Genomic DNA, 13,548 nt, shown 5'->3' on the forward strand with positions numbered 1-13,548 from the left:
GTGACGGTTAAATCATCGCAAAATTTTACCTGTCTTAATATCAACGATCTGACTAGGACTACCAAAACCCAAACTCTTTGTGTTTAAATAACCCACCTGATGCCCAAAATACGCCATCGCCTCCTGTAGTGTGGTGGCAGATGGTTGACCGCTTAAGTTACAGCTGGTTGATACCAAAAAACCATAAGGATTATTCACATCAGTCAACGCTTGGCAAATCCCTGCTAGTACAGGGTGATGCGTTACCCTCACCGCCAAAGTATCAAAACCACCCGTCAGTACGCAGGGCAAGCCAGCCGATGTTGCCACAGGCATTAGCCAAGTCTGAGCTTGCGTGGCAGTGCGAACATCAAACGAATTGTATCGTTGCCTTATGTCTGTCATGAGCATATCTTGCATCTTTTGGGGTAATTCCGCCAACAAAGGCGACAACTTCTCCACACCATCTGTCAGCACAATCAGACCTTTATGCTCTGAACGAACCTTTAGCCTAAAAATCCGCTCTATCGCCTGCTGATGATACGCATCGCAACCAAGCCCCCACACACTCTCGCTTGGATAGGCAAGCACACCGCCTGACTTTAAGAATGTTGCCACCGCCTCGGTATCATCCATCTCAAAGACTCTATACTCGCCCATAACGACCTCCAACACTTGTAATCAATCCAAGCAGTTCTAGTTCTACAAGCTGTGCCAATAGCATACCTATATCCATGCCTGTCTGTGCAACCAAAGTATCTAAATCTTTAGGTGTAAGTTCTATACACTGCATCAGTGATGATAAGTGTGATGGTATTTCTGATGTGATGGCTGATGTCTGCGTCTGTCGCCCCGCTGTTTCTTGACTGGTGTCAGTCGTGACATCAATAAAAGCCGATACACCTTTAGAGAATGATTTGGGTAAGGCATTGTATGGCATACCGCCACAGACATCTTCAATAATTTGGTCAGGATGATAAATCAATGTTGCCCCCTCACGAATCAGATGATGACAACCTTCTGCATTCTTATTATCAATATAACTTGGCACAGCAAATACCTGTTTACCTTGTTCAGCGGTTAGGCGTGCAGTAATCAGCGAACCACTTTGTAGGGCAGCTTCGGTAACCACCGTTGCCAATGACAGACCTGCTACCAATCGGTTGCGGCGTGGAAAGGTATGTTTACTAGCAGGCGTGCTTGGTAAAAGTTCAGTAATCAGCACGCCACCTTGTGCGATGATTTGAGCAAACAAAGCATTATGGTTTTTTGGGTAGCACACATCAATGCCTGTACCCATCACACCGATGGTACAGCCTTTTAGCTTATCTTGACTTAGTGCCCCCAGATGTGCCTCACGGTCCACACCCTGTGCCAGACCACTGGTAATACTAAAACCAGATTGCACCAAATACTGTGCCAAATCAAAGGTGATTTTTCGGGCATGTTCGGTCGGATTTCGGCTACCAACGATAGCAATCTGCCTATCTGTTAGGCGTGCAACCTCCCCTCGATAAAATAACACAGGTGGCGGGTCGTAGATGGTTTGCAATTGCTCAGGATAATCGTCATCATCCATAAACAATAGTCCATATGCCCCACGAGACACCTCATCATACACCCGACCAACAAAGGCAAGTACATCACTACTGTCTTCAAATCGCTTTAGATGAGCAACATGAATGGACAGCGACTGCCATGCTTCTTTTGTCGCAAGCAAAGCTGTGTGTGCATCATCATAAGCATCGATCAGCTTATAATAAGACGACAGTGAGGTATTGACAATATACCATAATGCCAACACCGCCTCATGACTATTTAAATTTTGATAAGTCATACCACCCTTTAAAAATAACAATGCTTATAAATAACCATTTTGAAAAAACAGCCAAACCCAAAGAGCATGGCTGTTTACCAATCATTCACCCCAACTCATTAATAATCAACGAGCCAAAACAAATCGCTCAATTTCTTTAGCAACCAGTTCAGAGCGATTAGCAAGTACTGTTACAAACTGGGGCTTGTCCTCTAAACCAACCGTATGAATGGGTCTTGGTAGAGTTACCTGACCTAATGCCTCAGTCATCGTCTCTTCAAACTTAATTGGCAATGCCGTCTCAGCAACAACAATACGCTCGCCCGCTTTTTGTAGCTCAAGAGCAACTTTTACGCCATCTGCAGTGTGAGGGTCAATCAGACGATCCGCCTTGGCATACACCTCCTTAATGGTGGTCAGGCGGTCAGCATGGGTAGATTTACCAGCAACAAACCCAAATTTATCTTGAATATCAGTCAGATGCTCAGACAATTCAAACCCCTTGCCAGTCTTCACATCACCAAATAGCTGACTTACCCGATTAGCATCTTTATCCAAGAGTAGATAGATAAAGCGTTCAAAGTTTGATGCTTTTGAGATATCCATTGATGGGCTTGATGTAACATAAGTCTCATCCGCCTTGCGTGGGGCATAATTACCTGTATTAAAAAATTCATTTAACACATCATTTTCGTTGGTCGCCACAATCAGACGGTCAATCGGCAGACCCATCTCACGAGCAATGTGTCCAGCACAGATGTTGCCAAAGTTGCCAGACGGCACACAGAAACTCACCGTTTCGTCATTGTTGGTCGTCGCCCCAAAATAACCTTTAAAGTAATAGACAATTTGAGCCAGAATACGACCCCAGTTAATGGAATTAACCGTACCTAGGCTATATTTTGCCTTAAAATCAGCATCTTCTTGCAGTGCCTTGACGATATCTTGACAATCATCAAACATTCCTTCGATGGCAATGTTATGGATATTGTCATCATCTAGGCTATACATTTGGGCACGCTGAAAGGCACTCATCTTGCCATGCGGAGACATCATAAATACCTGAATATTTTCTTTACCACGCAAAGCATATTCAGCAGCCGAACCTGTATCGCCCGATGTCGCCCCAATGATGGTTAGGCGTTCACCTTTTTTTGCCAGTACATACTCAAAGACATTGCCCAAAAACTGCATCGCCATATCTTTAAAAGCAAGGGTTGGACCGTTCGACAACTCAAGTAAATACAGCTCATCATACAGATGAGTAACAGGTGTGATATCATCACTGTTAAACACCGCTTTAGTGTAGGTCTTGTTAATAAGTGCCTGCAACTCTTCACAAGGAATGTCGGTGGCAAATAAACTCATGATTTCTAATGCCAACTCAGGATACGACAACTGTCGCCAAGCATCCAAAGTCGCACGATCAACCTGTGGATAGCATTCAGGCAACATCAGACCACCATCGGGTGCAAGCCCCATGAGTAGTACATCACTAAAGGACATAGGGGCAGTCTGCCCACGAGTACTGATATATTTCATTCTTCTCTCATCTCATCACAACAAATCACTAAATTTTAGCATAATCCACGCCCAGTTTATGTAATAATTTATACACAAAAAATACAAAGACAATAATGCTACACGGCTATTTTTTGTAATAAACCATAATACAACCCATCGCCATCATCATTGTCAAAAGGCAAACATTGATAGCCAACACTTTGCTTAATCTGATTGAGTAAGGTTAAATCAAAATCCACCACTTTGGCATCTGAGTGTGCATTTAAAAAGTTTGATAATTGGTATTCGTTTTCAGCTTTTAACAGCGAGCAAGTAACATACAAAAGGTAGCCACCAACCTTTAAGTTTTGCCATAAATTGGCTAAGATTTGGGCTTGCAACTGCACCGTTTGCACAATATCTTGCTCATCTCTAAGCAGGGCAATATCAGGATGCCTACGAATTACCCCTGTGGCAGTACATGGTGCGTCTAGCACAATCATATCAAAAGGTATATCACTCTGATAGGTTCGCCCATCAGCATAGATGACCTGAACACCATCTGTCAGCGATAAGCGAAGTAGGTTGTCATGCACCCTACTTAGGCGTTTTTCGTCATTATCCAAAGCAATAATGCGTTTCACATGAAACTTACCTACACCGCTCAGCTCAAGTAGCTGTGCCAGCTTACCGCCAGGGGCAGTACAAGCATCCAAAACTTTTAACTCATCAGGCAAGTTTAGTGTTGACAAGATATGCCCACACAACTGAGCATGGCGATCCTGCACACTGACATAACCATCAGTAAAGTTTGGTAACTGAGCGATTCTAACGCCATCAACCAGTTTAATTACGCATTCATCACCAACCCCCAAAGGCAGGATATCATAAGCAATGCTAGCATCTGCCAACTTTTTGGCGTACTCATCAAGCGTAATATACTTTGGATTAACCCTTAAAAATACAGGGGCTACCTGACGCAAAGATTGTCCGATTGGCTCATAATACACTCCCCAATCGCTCTTTAATTGCTTGGCAAGCCAGTTGGGTAAACTGTGGTTTTTATTGATTTTTTTGGCAAACTTTTCAGGACTTGTAGCCACTTTTCTTAAAATGGCATTAATCAACCCCACGCCATAACTCTTGTCAAGTTCTTTAACAGCATTTAAAGTTTCATTGATGACCGCATAGGCAGGCGTACTCATGTAGATAAGCTCATAAATCCCCATGTTCAACGCACAAGTGATGCTAACATCGCTGGGCGGTATCTTTATTAGACTTTCACCAATACGACTGATGGCGTGCCACTGGCGTAGCGTACCCAACAATAACTCATGAGCAAAGCCTCGCTCATTATCTTGAGTGGCATTTAATAGCCCATCAAGCAATGATGACAACGATTGTCCCTGATGGATTTTTTCAAGAGTGGCGATAACATTAGCACGCACCGATGGTTGTTTATTCATATAAATCGCTTTTAATCATTTTTTTGAATTATTTTTTTAAATTTTGGCATATTCTCAATCAAACACCCACCCATCTTGCAACTTATCGCCCACTGCAATTTGCTCAGCGGTCAATGGCTTACCCCCCGCCCATTGCATTTTGGTAATATTAATCAGATGTTGTTCACCATTATCAGCAGTCCCACAAGCGATTAAAATCGCTTTTCGCCCAACACTGACGATTGTACCAACAGGTGCTGTGGTAGTCTGGTCATGTTTAATGGGCAAACACTCAACAATTTTGATGCGTTCGCCATTCATAAAGGTATAGGCATTTAAACTGCGAATCTGGCGATTGATCTGCTCGGCAGAGCTTGTCCAATCAACCCGCCCCTCATCAGTGGTGATTTTTTCGGCATAGCTAGAAAGCATATCATCTTGAGCTTTGGCGTTGTGCTGATAATCTTTGAGATTTTTTAGCACCGAAACAATCGCCTGTCCGCCAAGGTCAGCCAACTTATCATGCAGACTTTGAGTTGTGTCAATATCGCTGATTGCACATTCTACCTTATGCAACATATCGCCTGTATCTAGTCCCAACGCCATCTGCATGATGGTAATACCTGTTGTCTTATCACCTGCCAAAATCGCTCGATGAATTGGAGCTGCACCACGCCATTTGGGCAGTAGCGAAGCATGAATATTTAGGCAACCATAGGTTGGCATATTTAGCACACCCAATGGTAATATCAACCCATATGCAGCAACAACCATGACATCAGGCTGATAGCTCGCCAATGTTTCACGTGAAACCAAGCCTTGCTCACTCTTTAAACTAAAACTCTGCGGTTGCTCCACAGGGATATCATGCAATAATGCCAATTGTTTAACAGGGCTTGCGGTCAATTTTTGTCCACGACCTGCCTTGCGGTCAGGCTGTGTATAAACCGCCACGATGTCAATATTAAGAGCATCTTGGTTATCAAGCAAAGTCTGTAGAGCAACTTTAGCAAATTCAGGCGTTCCTGCAAACACCAAGCGTAATTTTTTATCGGTCATACCTGTCCTTTGAGCATACTTTATCTATGTTTTATTTATATAATGTTGTTTAATCACTTACCTTAGCAACCACATCTTTATCAGTGATGACAAAACTTGATAAACTACCTAAAAAACCCGCTTTTAATTAGCAGCTCTTCAGTAATGTTGCTTTGGGTTGTATTTGATTTTATGCCAATAAGTCGCTCCAGATAGCGCACCACCAAATCCACTTCAATATTCACCGCTCGACCCACCGTCCAATGGCGAGCAATATTTGTCATGTCTGCAGTATGCGGAATGATATTTAGGCAGACAATATTTTCAGCAGGCTTGATGCGGTTGGTGGTCAGGCTAATGCCATCTACCGTGATAGAGCCTTTATCGGCTGTATATTTCATAAGTTCAGCAGGTATAGCAACCTCTATATAAATTGAGCGAGCATCTTTGGCGATTTTTGCGATTTTGCCCACACCATCAACATGACCTGCCACGATATGCCCCCCAAAACGAGTGGTTGGAAGCATTGCTTTTTCTAGATTTACTGTGTCGCCAACTTTCCAGTCATTTAGTGCTGTCATGGACAATGTTTCCCGTGAAACATCAACCGCATAACTATCGCCATCAACCGCCACTACCGTCAAGCAAATGCCATTAGATGCAATAGAATCGCCCAATTTCACATCGCTAAAATCCAAATTAGGAGCATGAATAACCAATCGAACATCTCCACCTATCGGAGTAATAGCACTTAGTACACCAGTTGTTTCTATGATTCCTGTAAACATCTTTCCGCCTTAATCATTCCACCCTCTTTATCACTACCAATCTTAACCCAAGAAATCAAGTCAAATTTTAAACACATAAACCTGTGGATAACCCAACTGCAAGCACATACATTTTATTGACAACAACATTCTATTAAAAACTTATCCACAAGACAAATCTTGTAAAAAACAAAATTATTTATCAATAAAAATCAATAAGTTAAATAAAAAAATACCAAATAAACATAGATCAATGCAAAGTTATCCACAGCAAATGTTTTATATATAAATAAAAGAATCCTTGAATAAAATCAATGAATTTATACTGTAGATAACTTAATTTTTAAGATTTCATACAATCCCAAAACCCATTCTAACTGCGTCTTAGTACTATTTTTAAGTCTTGACCGATTTTTTGATATTCAACCAAATCAAATCGTTTTTGTGCTGAGAGTCGCTCAAGCGTCAACTCAAACCCCGCCTTCGCACCACTACCTAAGATGCAAGGTGCTTGATAAATAATCAACTCATCAACCAAATCTTGTGCAATAAAAGCCCCTGCCAACCCACCACCTGCCTCCACCAAGACATCACGGCATTCAGACATCGCCAACTCATCAAGTAGCTCATCAAGCCCTTCACGCCAAATCATAGTATCTGCACGGTCAAATACTTGATAGGGGCTGTTGGCATGCAACCTGCCACGCCTATCAAGTATCGCAACTTTTGGCTGCACAATGTTATCCATTGGTACACCCAAGCGAGATGATCGCACCGACAAAGCAGGATTATCAGCGATGATGGTGCCAGAACCTGTGATGATGGCACCGCTTTTTGCTCTTAGTAATTGCACATCTTCTCTGGCTTCTGCACCTGTAATCCACTTTGATTCACCATCTTGCATGGCTATCCGACCATCTAGGCTCATGGCCATCTTTAGGCGGACATAAGGTTTGCCGGTTTGCATTGCTTTTAAAAACCCACGATTGAGCTCATGGGCAGCCTGCTCACAAACACCCACAACAACCTCAATGCCCGCCTGCTCCAACCTATGAACACCCCTCCCTGACACCAAAGGGTTAGCATCAAGACAAGCAACCACTACCTTAGACACCCCTGATCGGATAAGTGCATCAGCACAAGGTGGCGTTCGACCTGTATGACTGCACGGCTCAAGCGTTACATAGGCAGTCGCTCCTTGTACATCAGCACCGCAATTTTGAGCATCTTGTAAGGCAAAAACCTCAGCATGAGACAATCCAGTTTGTGGGTGGAACCCTCTGCCTATTATTAAGTTATTCTTAACAAGAATACAGCCAACTATAGGGTTGGGTCTGGCAGTAAATTGCCCTTTTTTTGCCTCTTCAATTGCCAAATTCATGTAATACACATCATCTGAATGAAATGCTATTTTTGCTTTATTTATTGGTAAACTTGATAAATTCACGGGTATTATCTCATTACTTTTTAGTTATGACATCAGCATGGATATTGGCAAGCTCCGCCTGAAATGCAGCAATATCTTGAAAATCTCGATAAATACTGGCAAAGCGCACATAAGCAACATCATCTAACGATTTCAACTCCAACATCACCACCTCGCCTAGTATCTTACTAGACACCTCCCTCTCTCCCATATTGCGTATTTTTTGTTCAATACGGCTGATGGTGGCGTCAATCTCTTCGGTCATGATTGGGCGTTTTTGCAGGGGCAGAAAAATGGAACGCTTCAATTTGTTTTGATCGTATGGTTCAATACGCCCATTTGCTTTGATGATGCGTGGCATAACCACCTCAACCACCTCAAAAGTCGTAAACCGCTCTCCGCATTCAGCACATTGTCGCCGCCGTCTCACCTGAGAACCCTCTGCAGCAAGCCTAGAATCTATCACTTTGGTATCTACCACACCACAATAAGGACAATGCACAAACCCACCTTTTTTTATTTACCAATACAAAAACTTGAAAAAATCCTACCCAATAATTCATCTGCTGTCATTTGACCGGTAATCTCGCCCAATGCCTGCTGTGACAACCTTAGACTCTCCGCCACTAACTCACCAGCAAAAAACACTGTTAATTGCTCCTTAGCATCTAGCACATGATCTTTGGCACGCTTTAAAGCGTCAAGATGTCTGGTACGAGCAATTAAGCTATTTTCCGGTGGATGAAATCCTACTTTTTGCTTTAGCTGAGCCACAAGCTCATCAATGCCCCCACCTGTTTCACATGAAACATAAGTTGGAGAAATGATACATTCGCCAACTTCCAATGTTTCATGTGGAATCTGAATGCCATTCAACAAGTCTGACTTATTGGCAACCATCATTAACTTTTTAGCAATCAAATCAAAGTCATCTGCATCAAACAGCGTGCGAGCCAACGCAACAGGATCGCTCTCTAACACCACATCATACACCATAAGTAGCACATCTGCTTGACCAATCGCCTCTTTGGCACGGCGAATACCAATCTGCTCTACCTTATCTTCAGTATGCCTTAATCCTGCAGTGTCTATCAGATGCACCATCAATCCATCTAGATTTAACTGCTCTTCTAGCGTATCTCGGGTCGTACCTGCGATGTCAGTTACGATGGCACGCTCTGTACCTGCTAAGCGATTAAGTAGGCTAGATTTGCCTGCATTAGGCTTACCTGCAAGCACCACATGAACACCGTCTCGAAGCAACTGACCTTGTTCAGCTGTTGATAAAATCAACTCAAGCTTCCTCAAGATTTCATCAATCCTTGACTCAATTACACCATCTGACAAAAAATCCACATCCTCCTCGTCAGGAAAATCAATACTGGCCTCTACATACAAGCGGAGCGTGGTTAGATTGTCTAATAAGTCATTGATTTTATTGGAAAATTCACCAGATAAAGAACGAATCGCACTGGTCGCTTGAGCGATAGAAGTAGCACTGATGGCATCACTGATTGCCTCTGCTTGCACCAAGTCAATCTTATCATTTTCAAAAGCACGCATGGAAAACTCGCCCGCTACCGCCTGCCTTGCCCCCAACTCAAAACAGCGAGATAACAGCAGATTTTGCAACACAATGCCACCATGCCCTTGAATCTCCACCACATCCTCACCTGTGAACGAATGTGGTGCTTTAAAATAAATAATCACCCCTTCATCAATCAATCCATGCTCACCCATGAACTTAGCAAAATACGCATGGCGGGGTTTCAAAGCGGCTTTTTGACTGATCTGACAACCAATATCATAGGCACTCTTGCCTGATAGACGAATAACACCTACCCCACCTTGACCAATAGGTGTGGCAATGGCGGCGATGGTTGGCTGCTGTATGGTGCTAGCTGATGACATGATAATACTCAAATTTTAGATTGTTTATTGTAACATTTTTATAAAAAAAGGCATAATACAAAATAAGCAATCCCGCCAAAAGGCGGGATTGCTATAAGTATAAGCACCAATTAAGCGTTAGATTGCATCTCTTTTCCAACACGCTTATTCACCCAGTGCTGATGTGCCATACTAAACAAGTTATTTACCGTCCAGTAAAGCACCAAGCCCGCTGGGAAAAACAGCATGAATGCAGCAAAGATAAGCGGCATGATTTTCATCATTTTTGCTTGCATGGGGTCGGTTGGTTGCGGATTTAGCAACTGCTGAATGAACATGGTCGCACCCATGATGATAGGCAAAATAAACCATGGATCCATTGCTGACAAATCTTTAATCCATAAAATCCAAGGGGCGTGGCGAAGTTCCACAGACTCTACCAAACACCAGTACAAACCTAGAAAAATCGGCATTTGTAGCAAAATTGGCAAACAACCCGCCATTGGATTTACCTTCTCGTCACGATACAACTGCATCATCTCTTGGCTCATCGCCATGCGGTCATCACCGTGCTTTTCTTTTAGGGCTTGTAGTTTTGGGGCAATGGCTCGCATTTTTGCCATGGATACATAACTTTTATTCGACAGCCAAAATAGAGCGATTTTTACCAAAATGGTTAAGCCAATAATCGCCCAACCCCAATTACCAAGCACTTTATGAAGTGCTTCTAGTATCGCAAATAAAGTCTTAGAAATTGGCCAAAGCAAGCCATAATCCACCGTCTTTTCAAGACCAACCGCCACAGGAGCAAGCTCTTTTTGTACCTTTGGACCTGCATACAAAGTTGCATCCAAAGTGATTTGCTTGCCTGATGCCACATTGACCATAGGGCTATTAAAACCAATAAAATGATCCTGTCCACTGGTTCGGCTATAAAATTGCCCATCAAACTCACCAGGCGTCCATGCTGAGACAAAATAATGCTGAACAATACCCACCCAGCCATCTTTGCTGGTGATGTTTAATTCGCCATCATTAAATTTGCCAAATTTAAGCTTATTATATGGCTCATTAGGCGTGCCCCAAGCACCGCCCAAATAAGTTGCCATACCCATCATGCCTTTGTTCTCAACACCAGGGTCAGCACTATCATCACGCTTTAATTGTGCATACATCTGACCTTGCCACGCTGTAGCAGAAGCATTGTTAATATTATAACTTAGTTTAATTGGATACTCACCCGACTTAAAAGTGTAGGTCTTGGTAATGGTCAAACCATCTTTTTGGTAAGTTAATGGTACTCTTAGCTCACCCAAACCATCTAACTCATAATGCGTCTTAGGACTGGTATAAGTTGCACGACCTGATGCTGTATCAATGCCATCTTTGCCAATCAAGCCAGACTGTGCCACATAAGTGCGAGCATTTGACTCAAGTAAGGTGAAATACTCTTTGCTATCTAGTGTTTCGTTGTACTGTTTAAGGGCGGCATAAACGATGTCGCCACCCACAGGATTGATACGAATGTCATAGCGGTCAGTTGAGACGCTAATGAGATTGGCAGTACTTGCAGTAGATGCAGGGACATCAGCCGTTTGCCCTGCTGCCACTGGCACATCTCCACTGCTGACGGCAGGGACATCAGCCACGCTTGACTGTGTTGGCACAGAAGGGGCTTTTGGTATATTCATTAAGTCATCTCGCCAAGCCAACACAAGCAAATAGGTTGTGATTAAGATGGCAATGATGATTAAAATCCGCAGAATCTTTTGCATGGAATCGTTCCTAATAATGCGTTTGGGCGACACAAAAAGACGCACCTTGACAACATTTTATGAATAAATTGTGAGTAAACCCTTTATTTTACTAAAATTTACGCCAAAAACCTAGAAAATTCTTAAAAAGCTGGCAGACTAAGTGGTTCGCATCAAGTGATTTAATCTACCAACATAATCAAAATCATCAGTAAATACCCCAATACCAGAATGATTTGATTTACTGCCGACATACCGATAGTGATACACAGACATTGGCACAGGCACAAAATCTATACCAGAGCCACCCAAGGGATGACAACTTAAAATGCGTTTAGCCACCAAAGGCAATCCTGCCCAAGTCCCATGCCACAAAATCGCCCACCTACCATAGTGCGAGCAACTTGGATAATAGCGACAGCGAGCAGACATCAGAGGACTGATGGCCTTTTGATAAAACCAAATCAATCCAATTAGCACTTTTTTTATCATGACAGACTTAGCACAACATTTTTAATGATTAATCCATACCAATCATTATTTATAAAAATATTCTATAAATAAGATTTTGGATACAAGCTCTTAATTTTCTCAAAAATCTCTGCTATCTCAGCATAAATATCTACTTCTTTTGTTAAGCTAATCTTAACAATAAGAACTAAATCTATATCACCAATGCAATGCTGATTCAAACGAAACACTTCTCTGGTACAGCGTTTGATTTTATTGCGAAGCACAGCCCGCTTAACTTTTTTCTTAGTAATAGCAAGTCCTAATCTGGGTGTATTTTTTTGATTGGGTTTAATAAACACAATGCAGTGTTTGCTATGAATCTTTTTTATGGGAGCATCAAACACCAACTTAAATTCAGTAGGCTGCAGTAATCGATGATTTTTAGTAAAAGAAAACAACTCAATGGTCATATAATCATGCTTAAAAAAAATATCAGTATATAGGAATATCAAAAAATGGTAAATAAAAAAGCACCAACAAGGTGGTGCTTTTTAGTGCGTGGTTGCTTATACGGTCAAACGATGACGACCTTTAGCACGGCGGCGAGCCAAAACTTGGCGGCCTTTTTTAGTAGCCATACGAGCACGGAAACCGTGGGTACGCTTGCGTTTTAGAACGCTTGGTTGAAAAGTACGTTTCATGTTACACCTTAAGGTTAATTAGAATCACTAAGCTCTGCAGAAGCCTGAAATGGTGAATACTGTATATGCCGCAGCTTAACAACTGTGGCCGTCTCAAACTGTCATTTAGCCAAATAAGGCAAAAACGCAGAAATTCTATCAAAAATAAAATTGCTTGTCAAGACATGTTGTTTTTTTAAATTCAAATGGGTTTGTTGTTATAAAACTTCATGCTTAGAGTAAAGCAGGTTTCTCTTATAAAAACATCATTATGCAATCATAATATTTTTTTGTGTATTTGTAGCGTAACACAAAATTTGAAGAGCTGAACTATGTTTTGGTAGGTTAATATGTAATAATAGCAAGGCTTTGACTGCGGTTAATAAAAAAGTTATCCACAGATTTTCATTTTCTCTGTTATTATATTATAGAGATAATAATGGTAATAATAAAGTATATAGAATTATATTGATAACTAATAAAAAATAATAAAAATCATTAAGTTAACTTGTGGAAAAAATTGTATATTAAGTGTTGAGAATATGTGGGAAAAACAGTATTTTTAGTTATCCACAATATTTTCCATAAAGTTATCCACAGAAAATTTATATTTGAATTTTGGCAAAAGTATGCTAATATTTCACCAAAATTTGCTTAATACCTAGATTTTTCTTTATTGTTTAATAAAAATTAATATATTAATTATTTTTTCTTAATTAATATTTTTTTAAAGGTTTATTTAATATTTTTAAAATAAACAAACTTTTAGGTATTTTTGTTTTGAGGATTGTTCAAAG

Annotated in this window: 13 protein-coding genes; all 13 read right to left on the reverse strand. The window is 41.4% G+C overall.

Features of this window, described 5'->3' with window-relative positions; all coding sequences use genetic code 11:
• Window positions 1-12: 12 nt before the first annotated feature.
• Window positions 13-639 (reverse strand): L-threonylcarbamoyladenylate synthase, encoded by a 627-nt coding sequence (locus L3D27_RS10820; RefSeq protein WP_432481198.1) that lies wholly within the window; start codon window positions 637-639, stop codon window positions 13-15.
• Window positions 626-1,816, reverse strand: a complete 1,191-nt coding sequence (gene dprA / locus L3D27_RS10825; protein WP_432481199.1) for a DNA-processing protein DprA — start codon at window positions 1,814-1,816, stop codon at window positions 626-628. The genes L3D27_RS10820 and dprA overlap by 14 nt, the downstream gene beginning before the upstream one ends.
• Before the next feature lie 105 nt (window positions 1,817-1,921).
• Window positions 1,922-3,337 (reverse strand): threonine synthase, encoded by a 1,416-nt coding sequence (gene thrC / locus L3D27_RS10830; protein ID WP_432481200.1) that lies wholly within the window; start codon window positions 3,335-3,337, stop codon window positions 1,922-1,924.
• A gap of 98 nt (window positions 3,338-3,435) precedes the next feature.
• On the reverse strand, window positions 3,436-4,764 hold the full coding sequence (rsmB, locus tag L3D27_RS10835) for a 16S rRNA (cytosine(967)-C(5))-methyltransferase RsmB (RefSeq protein WP_432481201.1): 1,329 nt from the start codon (window positions 4,762-4,764) through the stop codon (window positions 3,436-3,438).
• A 54-nt stretch (window positions 4,765-4,818) separates the two neighbouring features.
• Entirely contained in the window at window positions 4,819-5,802 is a 984-nt protein-coding gene (fmt, locus tag L3D27_RS10840) for a methionyl-tRNA formyltransferase (RefSeq protein WP_373628632.1), read from the reverse strand.
• Window positions 5,803-5,906: 104 nt separating this feature from the next.
• Window positions 5,907-6,569, reverse strand: coding sequence for a riboflavin synthase (locus L3D27_RS10845; protein WP_432481202.1), 663 nt, complete (start codon window positions 6,567-6,569; stop codon window positions 5,907-5,909).
• A gap of 352 nt (window positions 6,570-6,921) precedes the next feature.
• Complete coding sequence (gene ribD, locus L3D27_RS10850; RefSeq protein ID WP_432481923.1) at window positions 6,922-7,959, reverse strand: bifunctional diaminohydroxyphosphoribosylaminopyrimidine deaminase/5-amino-6-(5-phosphoribosylamino)uracil reductase RibD; 1,038 nt, start codon at window positions 7,957-7,959, stop codon at window positions 6,922-6,924.
• Window positions 7,960-8,008: 49 nt separating this feature from the next.
• Window positions 8,009-8,476: a transcriptional regulator NrdR gene (nrdR, locus tag L3D27_RS10855; RefSeq protein WP_284673677.1), complete on the reverse strand. Its 468-nt coding sequence runs from the start codon at window positions 8,474-8,476 to the stop codon at window positions 8,009-8,011.
• Between the two features lie 14 nt (window positions 8,477-8,490).
• A complete protein-coding gene (mnmE, locus tag L3D27_RS10860) occupies window positions 8,491-9,885 on the reverse strand; it encodes a tRNA uridine-5-carboxymethylaminomethyl(34) synthesis GTPase MnmE (protein ID WP_432481204.1) in 1,395 nt (464 codons plus the stop codon).
• Between the two features lie 110 nt (window positions 9,886-9,995).
• Window positions 9,996-11,639 (reverse strand): membrane protein insertase YidC, encoded by a 1,644-nt coding sequence (gene yidC / locus L3D27_RS10865; RefSeq protein ID WP_432481205.1) that lies wholly within the window; start codon window positions 11,637-11,639, stop codon window positions 9,996-9,998.
• A 138-nt stretch (window positions 11,640-11,777) separates the two neighbouring features.
• The gene (gene yidD, locus L3D27_RS10870; protein ID WP_284673680.1) at window positions 11,778-12,110 is read right to left on the reverse strand and encodes a membrane protein insertion efficiency factor YidD; all 333 of its coding nucleotides are present in this window, start codon (window positions 12,108-12,110) and stop codon (window positions 11,778-11,780) included.
• Between the two features lie 62 nt (window positions 12,111-12,172).
• Window positions 12,173-12,541 (reverse strand): ribonuclease P protein component, encoded by a 369-nt coding sequence (rnpA, locus tag L3D27_RS10875; protein WP_432481206.1) that lies wholly within the window; start codon window positions 12,539-12,541, stop codon window positions 12,173-12,175.
• Between the two features lie 96 nt (window positions 12,542-12,637).
• Window positions 12,638-12,772, reverse strand: a complete 135-nt coding sequence (gene rpmH / locus L3D27_RS10880; RefSeq protein WP_003662232.1) for a 50S ribosomal protein L34 — start codon at window positions 12,770-12,772, stop codon at window positions 12,638-12,640.
• Window positions 12,773-13,548: the final 776 nt, after the last annotated feature.

The sequence above is a fragment of the Moraxella sp. ZY200743 genome, assembly GCF_050885545.1.
Lineage (GTDB): Bacteria > Pseudomonadota > Gammaproteobacteria > Pseudomonadales > Moraxellaceae > Moraxella > Moraxella haemolytica.

What these genes read in the sequence shown, in the direction of transcription:
- mnmE (WP_432481204.1), bottom strand. Translation starts at nt 9,885, where the DNA reads ATGTCATCAGCTAGCACCATACAGCAGCCAACCATCGCCGCCATTGCC.
- rpmH (WP_003662232.1), bottom strand. Translation starts at nt 12,772, where the DNA reads ATGAAACGTACTTTTCAACCAAGCGTTCTAAAACGCAAGCGTACCCAC.
- rnpA (WP_432481206.1), bottom strand. Translation starts at nt 12,541, where the DNA reads ATGACCATTGAGTTGTTTTCTTTTACTAAAAATCATCGATTACTGCAG.
- rsmB (WP_432481201.1), bottom strand. Translation starts at nt 4,764, where the DNA reads ATGAATAAACAACCATCGGTGCGTGCTAATGTTATCGCCACTCTTGAA.
- yidD (WP_284673680.1), bottom strand. Translation starts at nt 12,110, where the DNA reads ATGATAAAAAAAGTGCTAATTGGATTGATTTGGTTTTATCAAAAGGCC.
- yidC (WP_432481205.1), bottom strand. Translation starts at nt 11,639, where the DNA reads ATGCAAAAGATTCTGCGGATTTTAATCATCATTGCCATCTTAATCACA.
- L3D27_RS10820 (WP_432481198.1), bottom strand. Translation starts at nt 639, where the DNA reads ATGGGCGAGTATAGAGTCTTTGAGATGGATGATACCGAGGCGGTGGCA.
- dprA (WP_432481199.1), bottom strand. Translation starts at nt 1,816, where the DNA reads ATGACTTATCAAAATTTAAATAGTCATGAGGCGGTGTTGGCATTATGG.
- fmt (WP_373628632.1), bottom strand. Translation starts at nt 5,802, where the DNA reads ATGACCGATAAAAAATTACGCTTGGTGTTTGCAGGAACGCCTGAATTT.
- thrC (WP_432481200.1), bottom strand. Translation starts at nt 3,337, where the DNA reads ATGAAATATATCAGTACTCGTGGGCAGACTGCCCCTATGTCCTTTAGT.
- L3D27_RS10845 (WP_432481202.1), bottom strand. Translation starts at nt 6,569, where the DNA reads ATGTTTACAGGAATCATAGAAACAACTGGTGTACTAAGTGCTATTACT.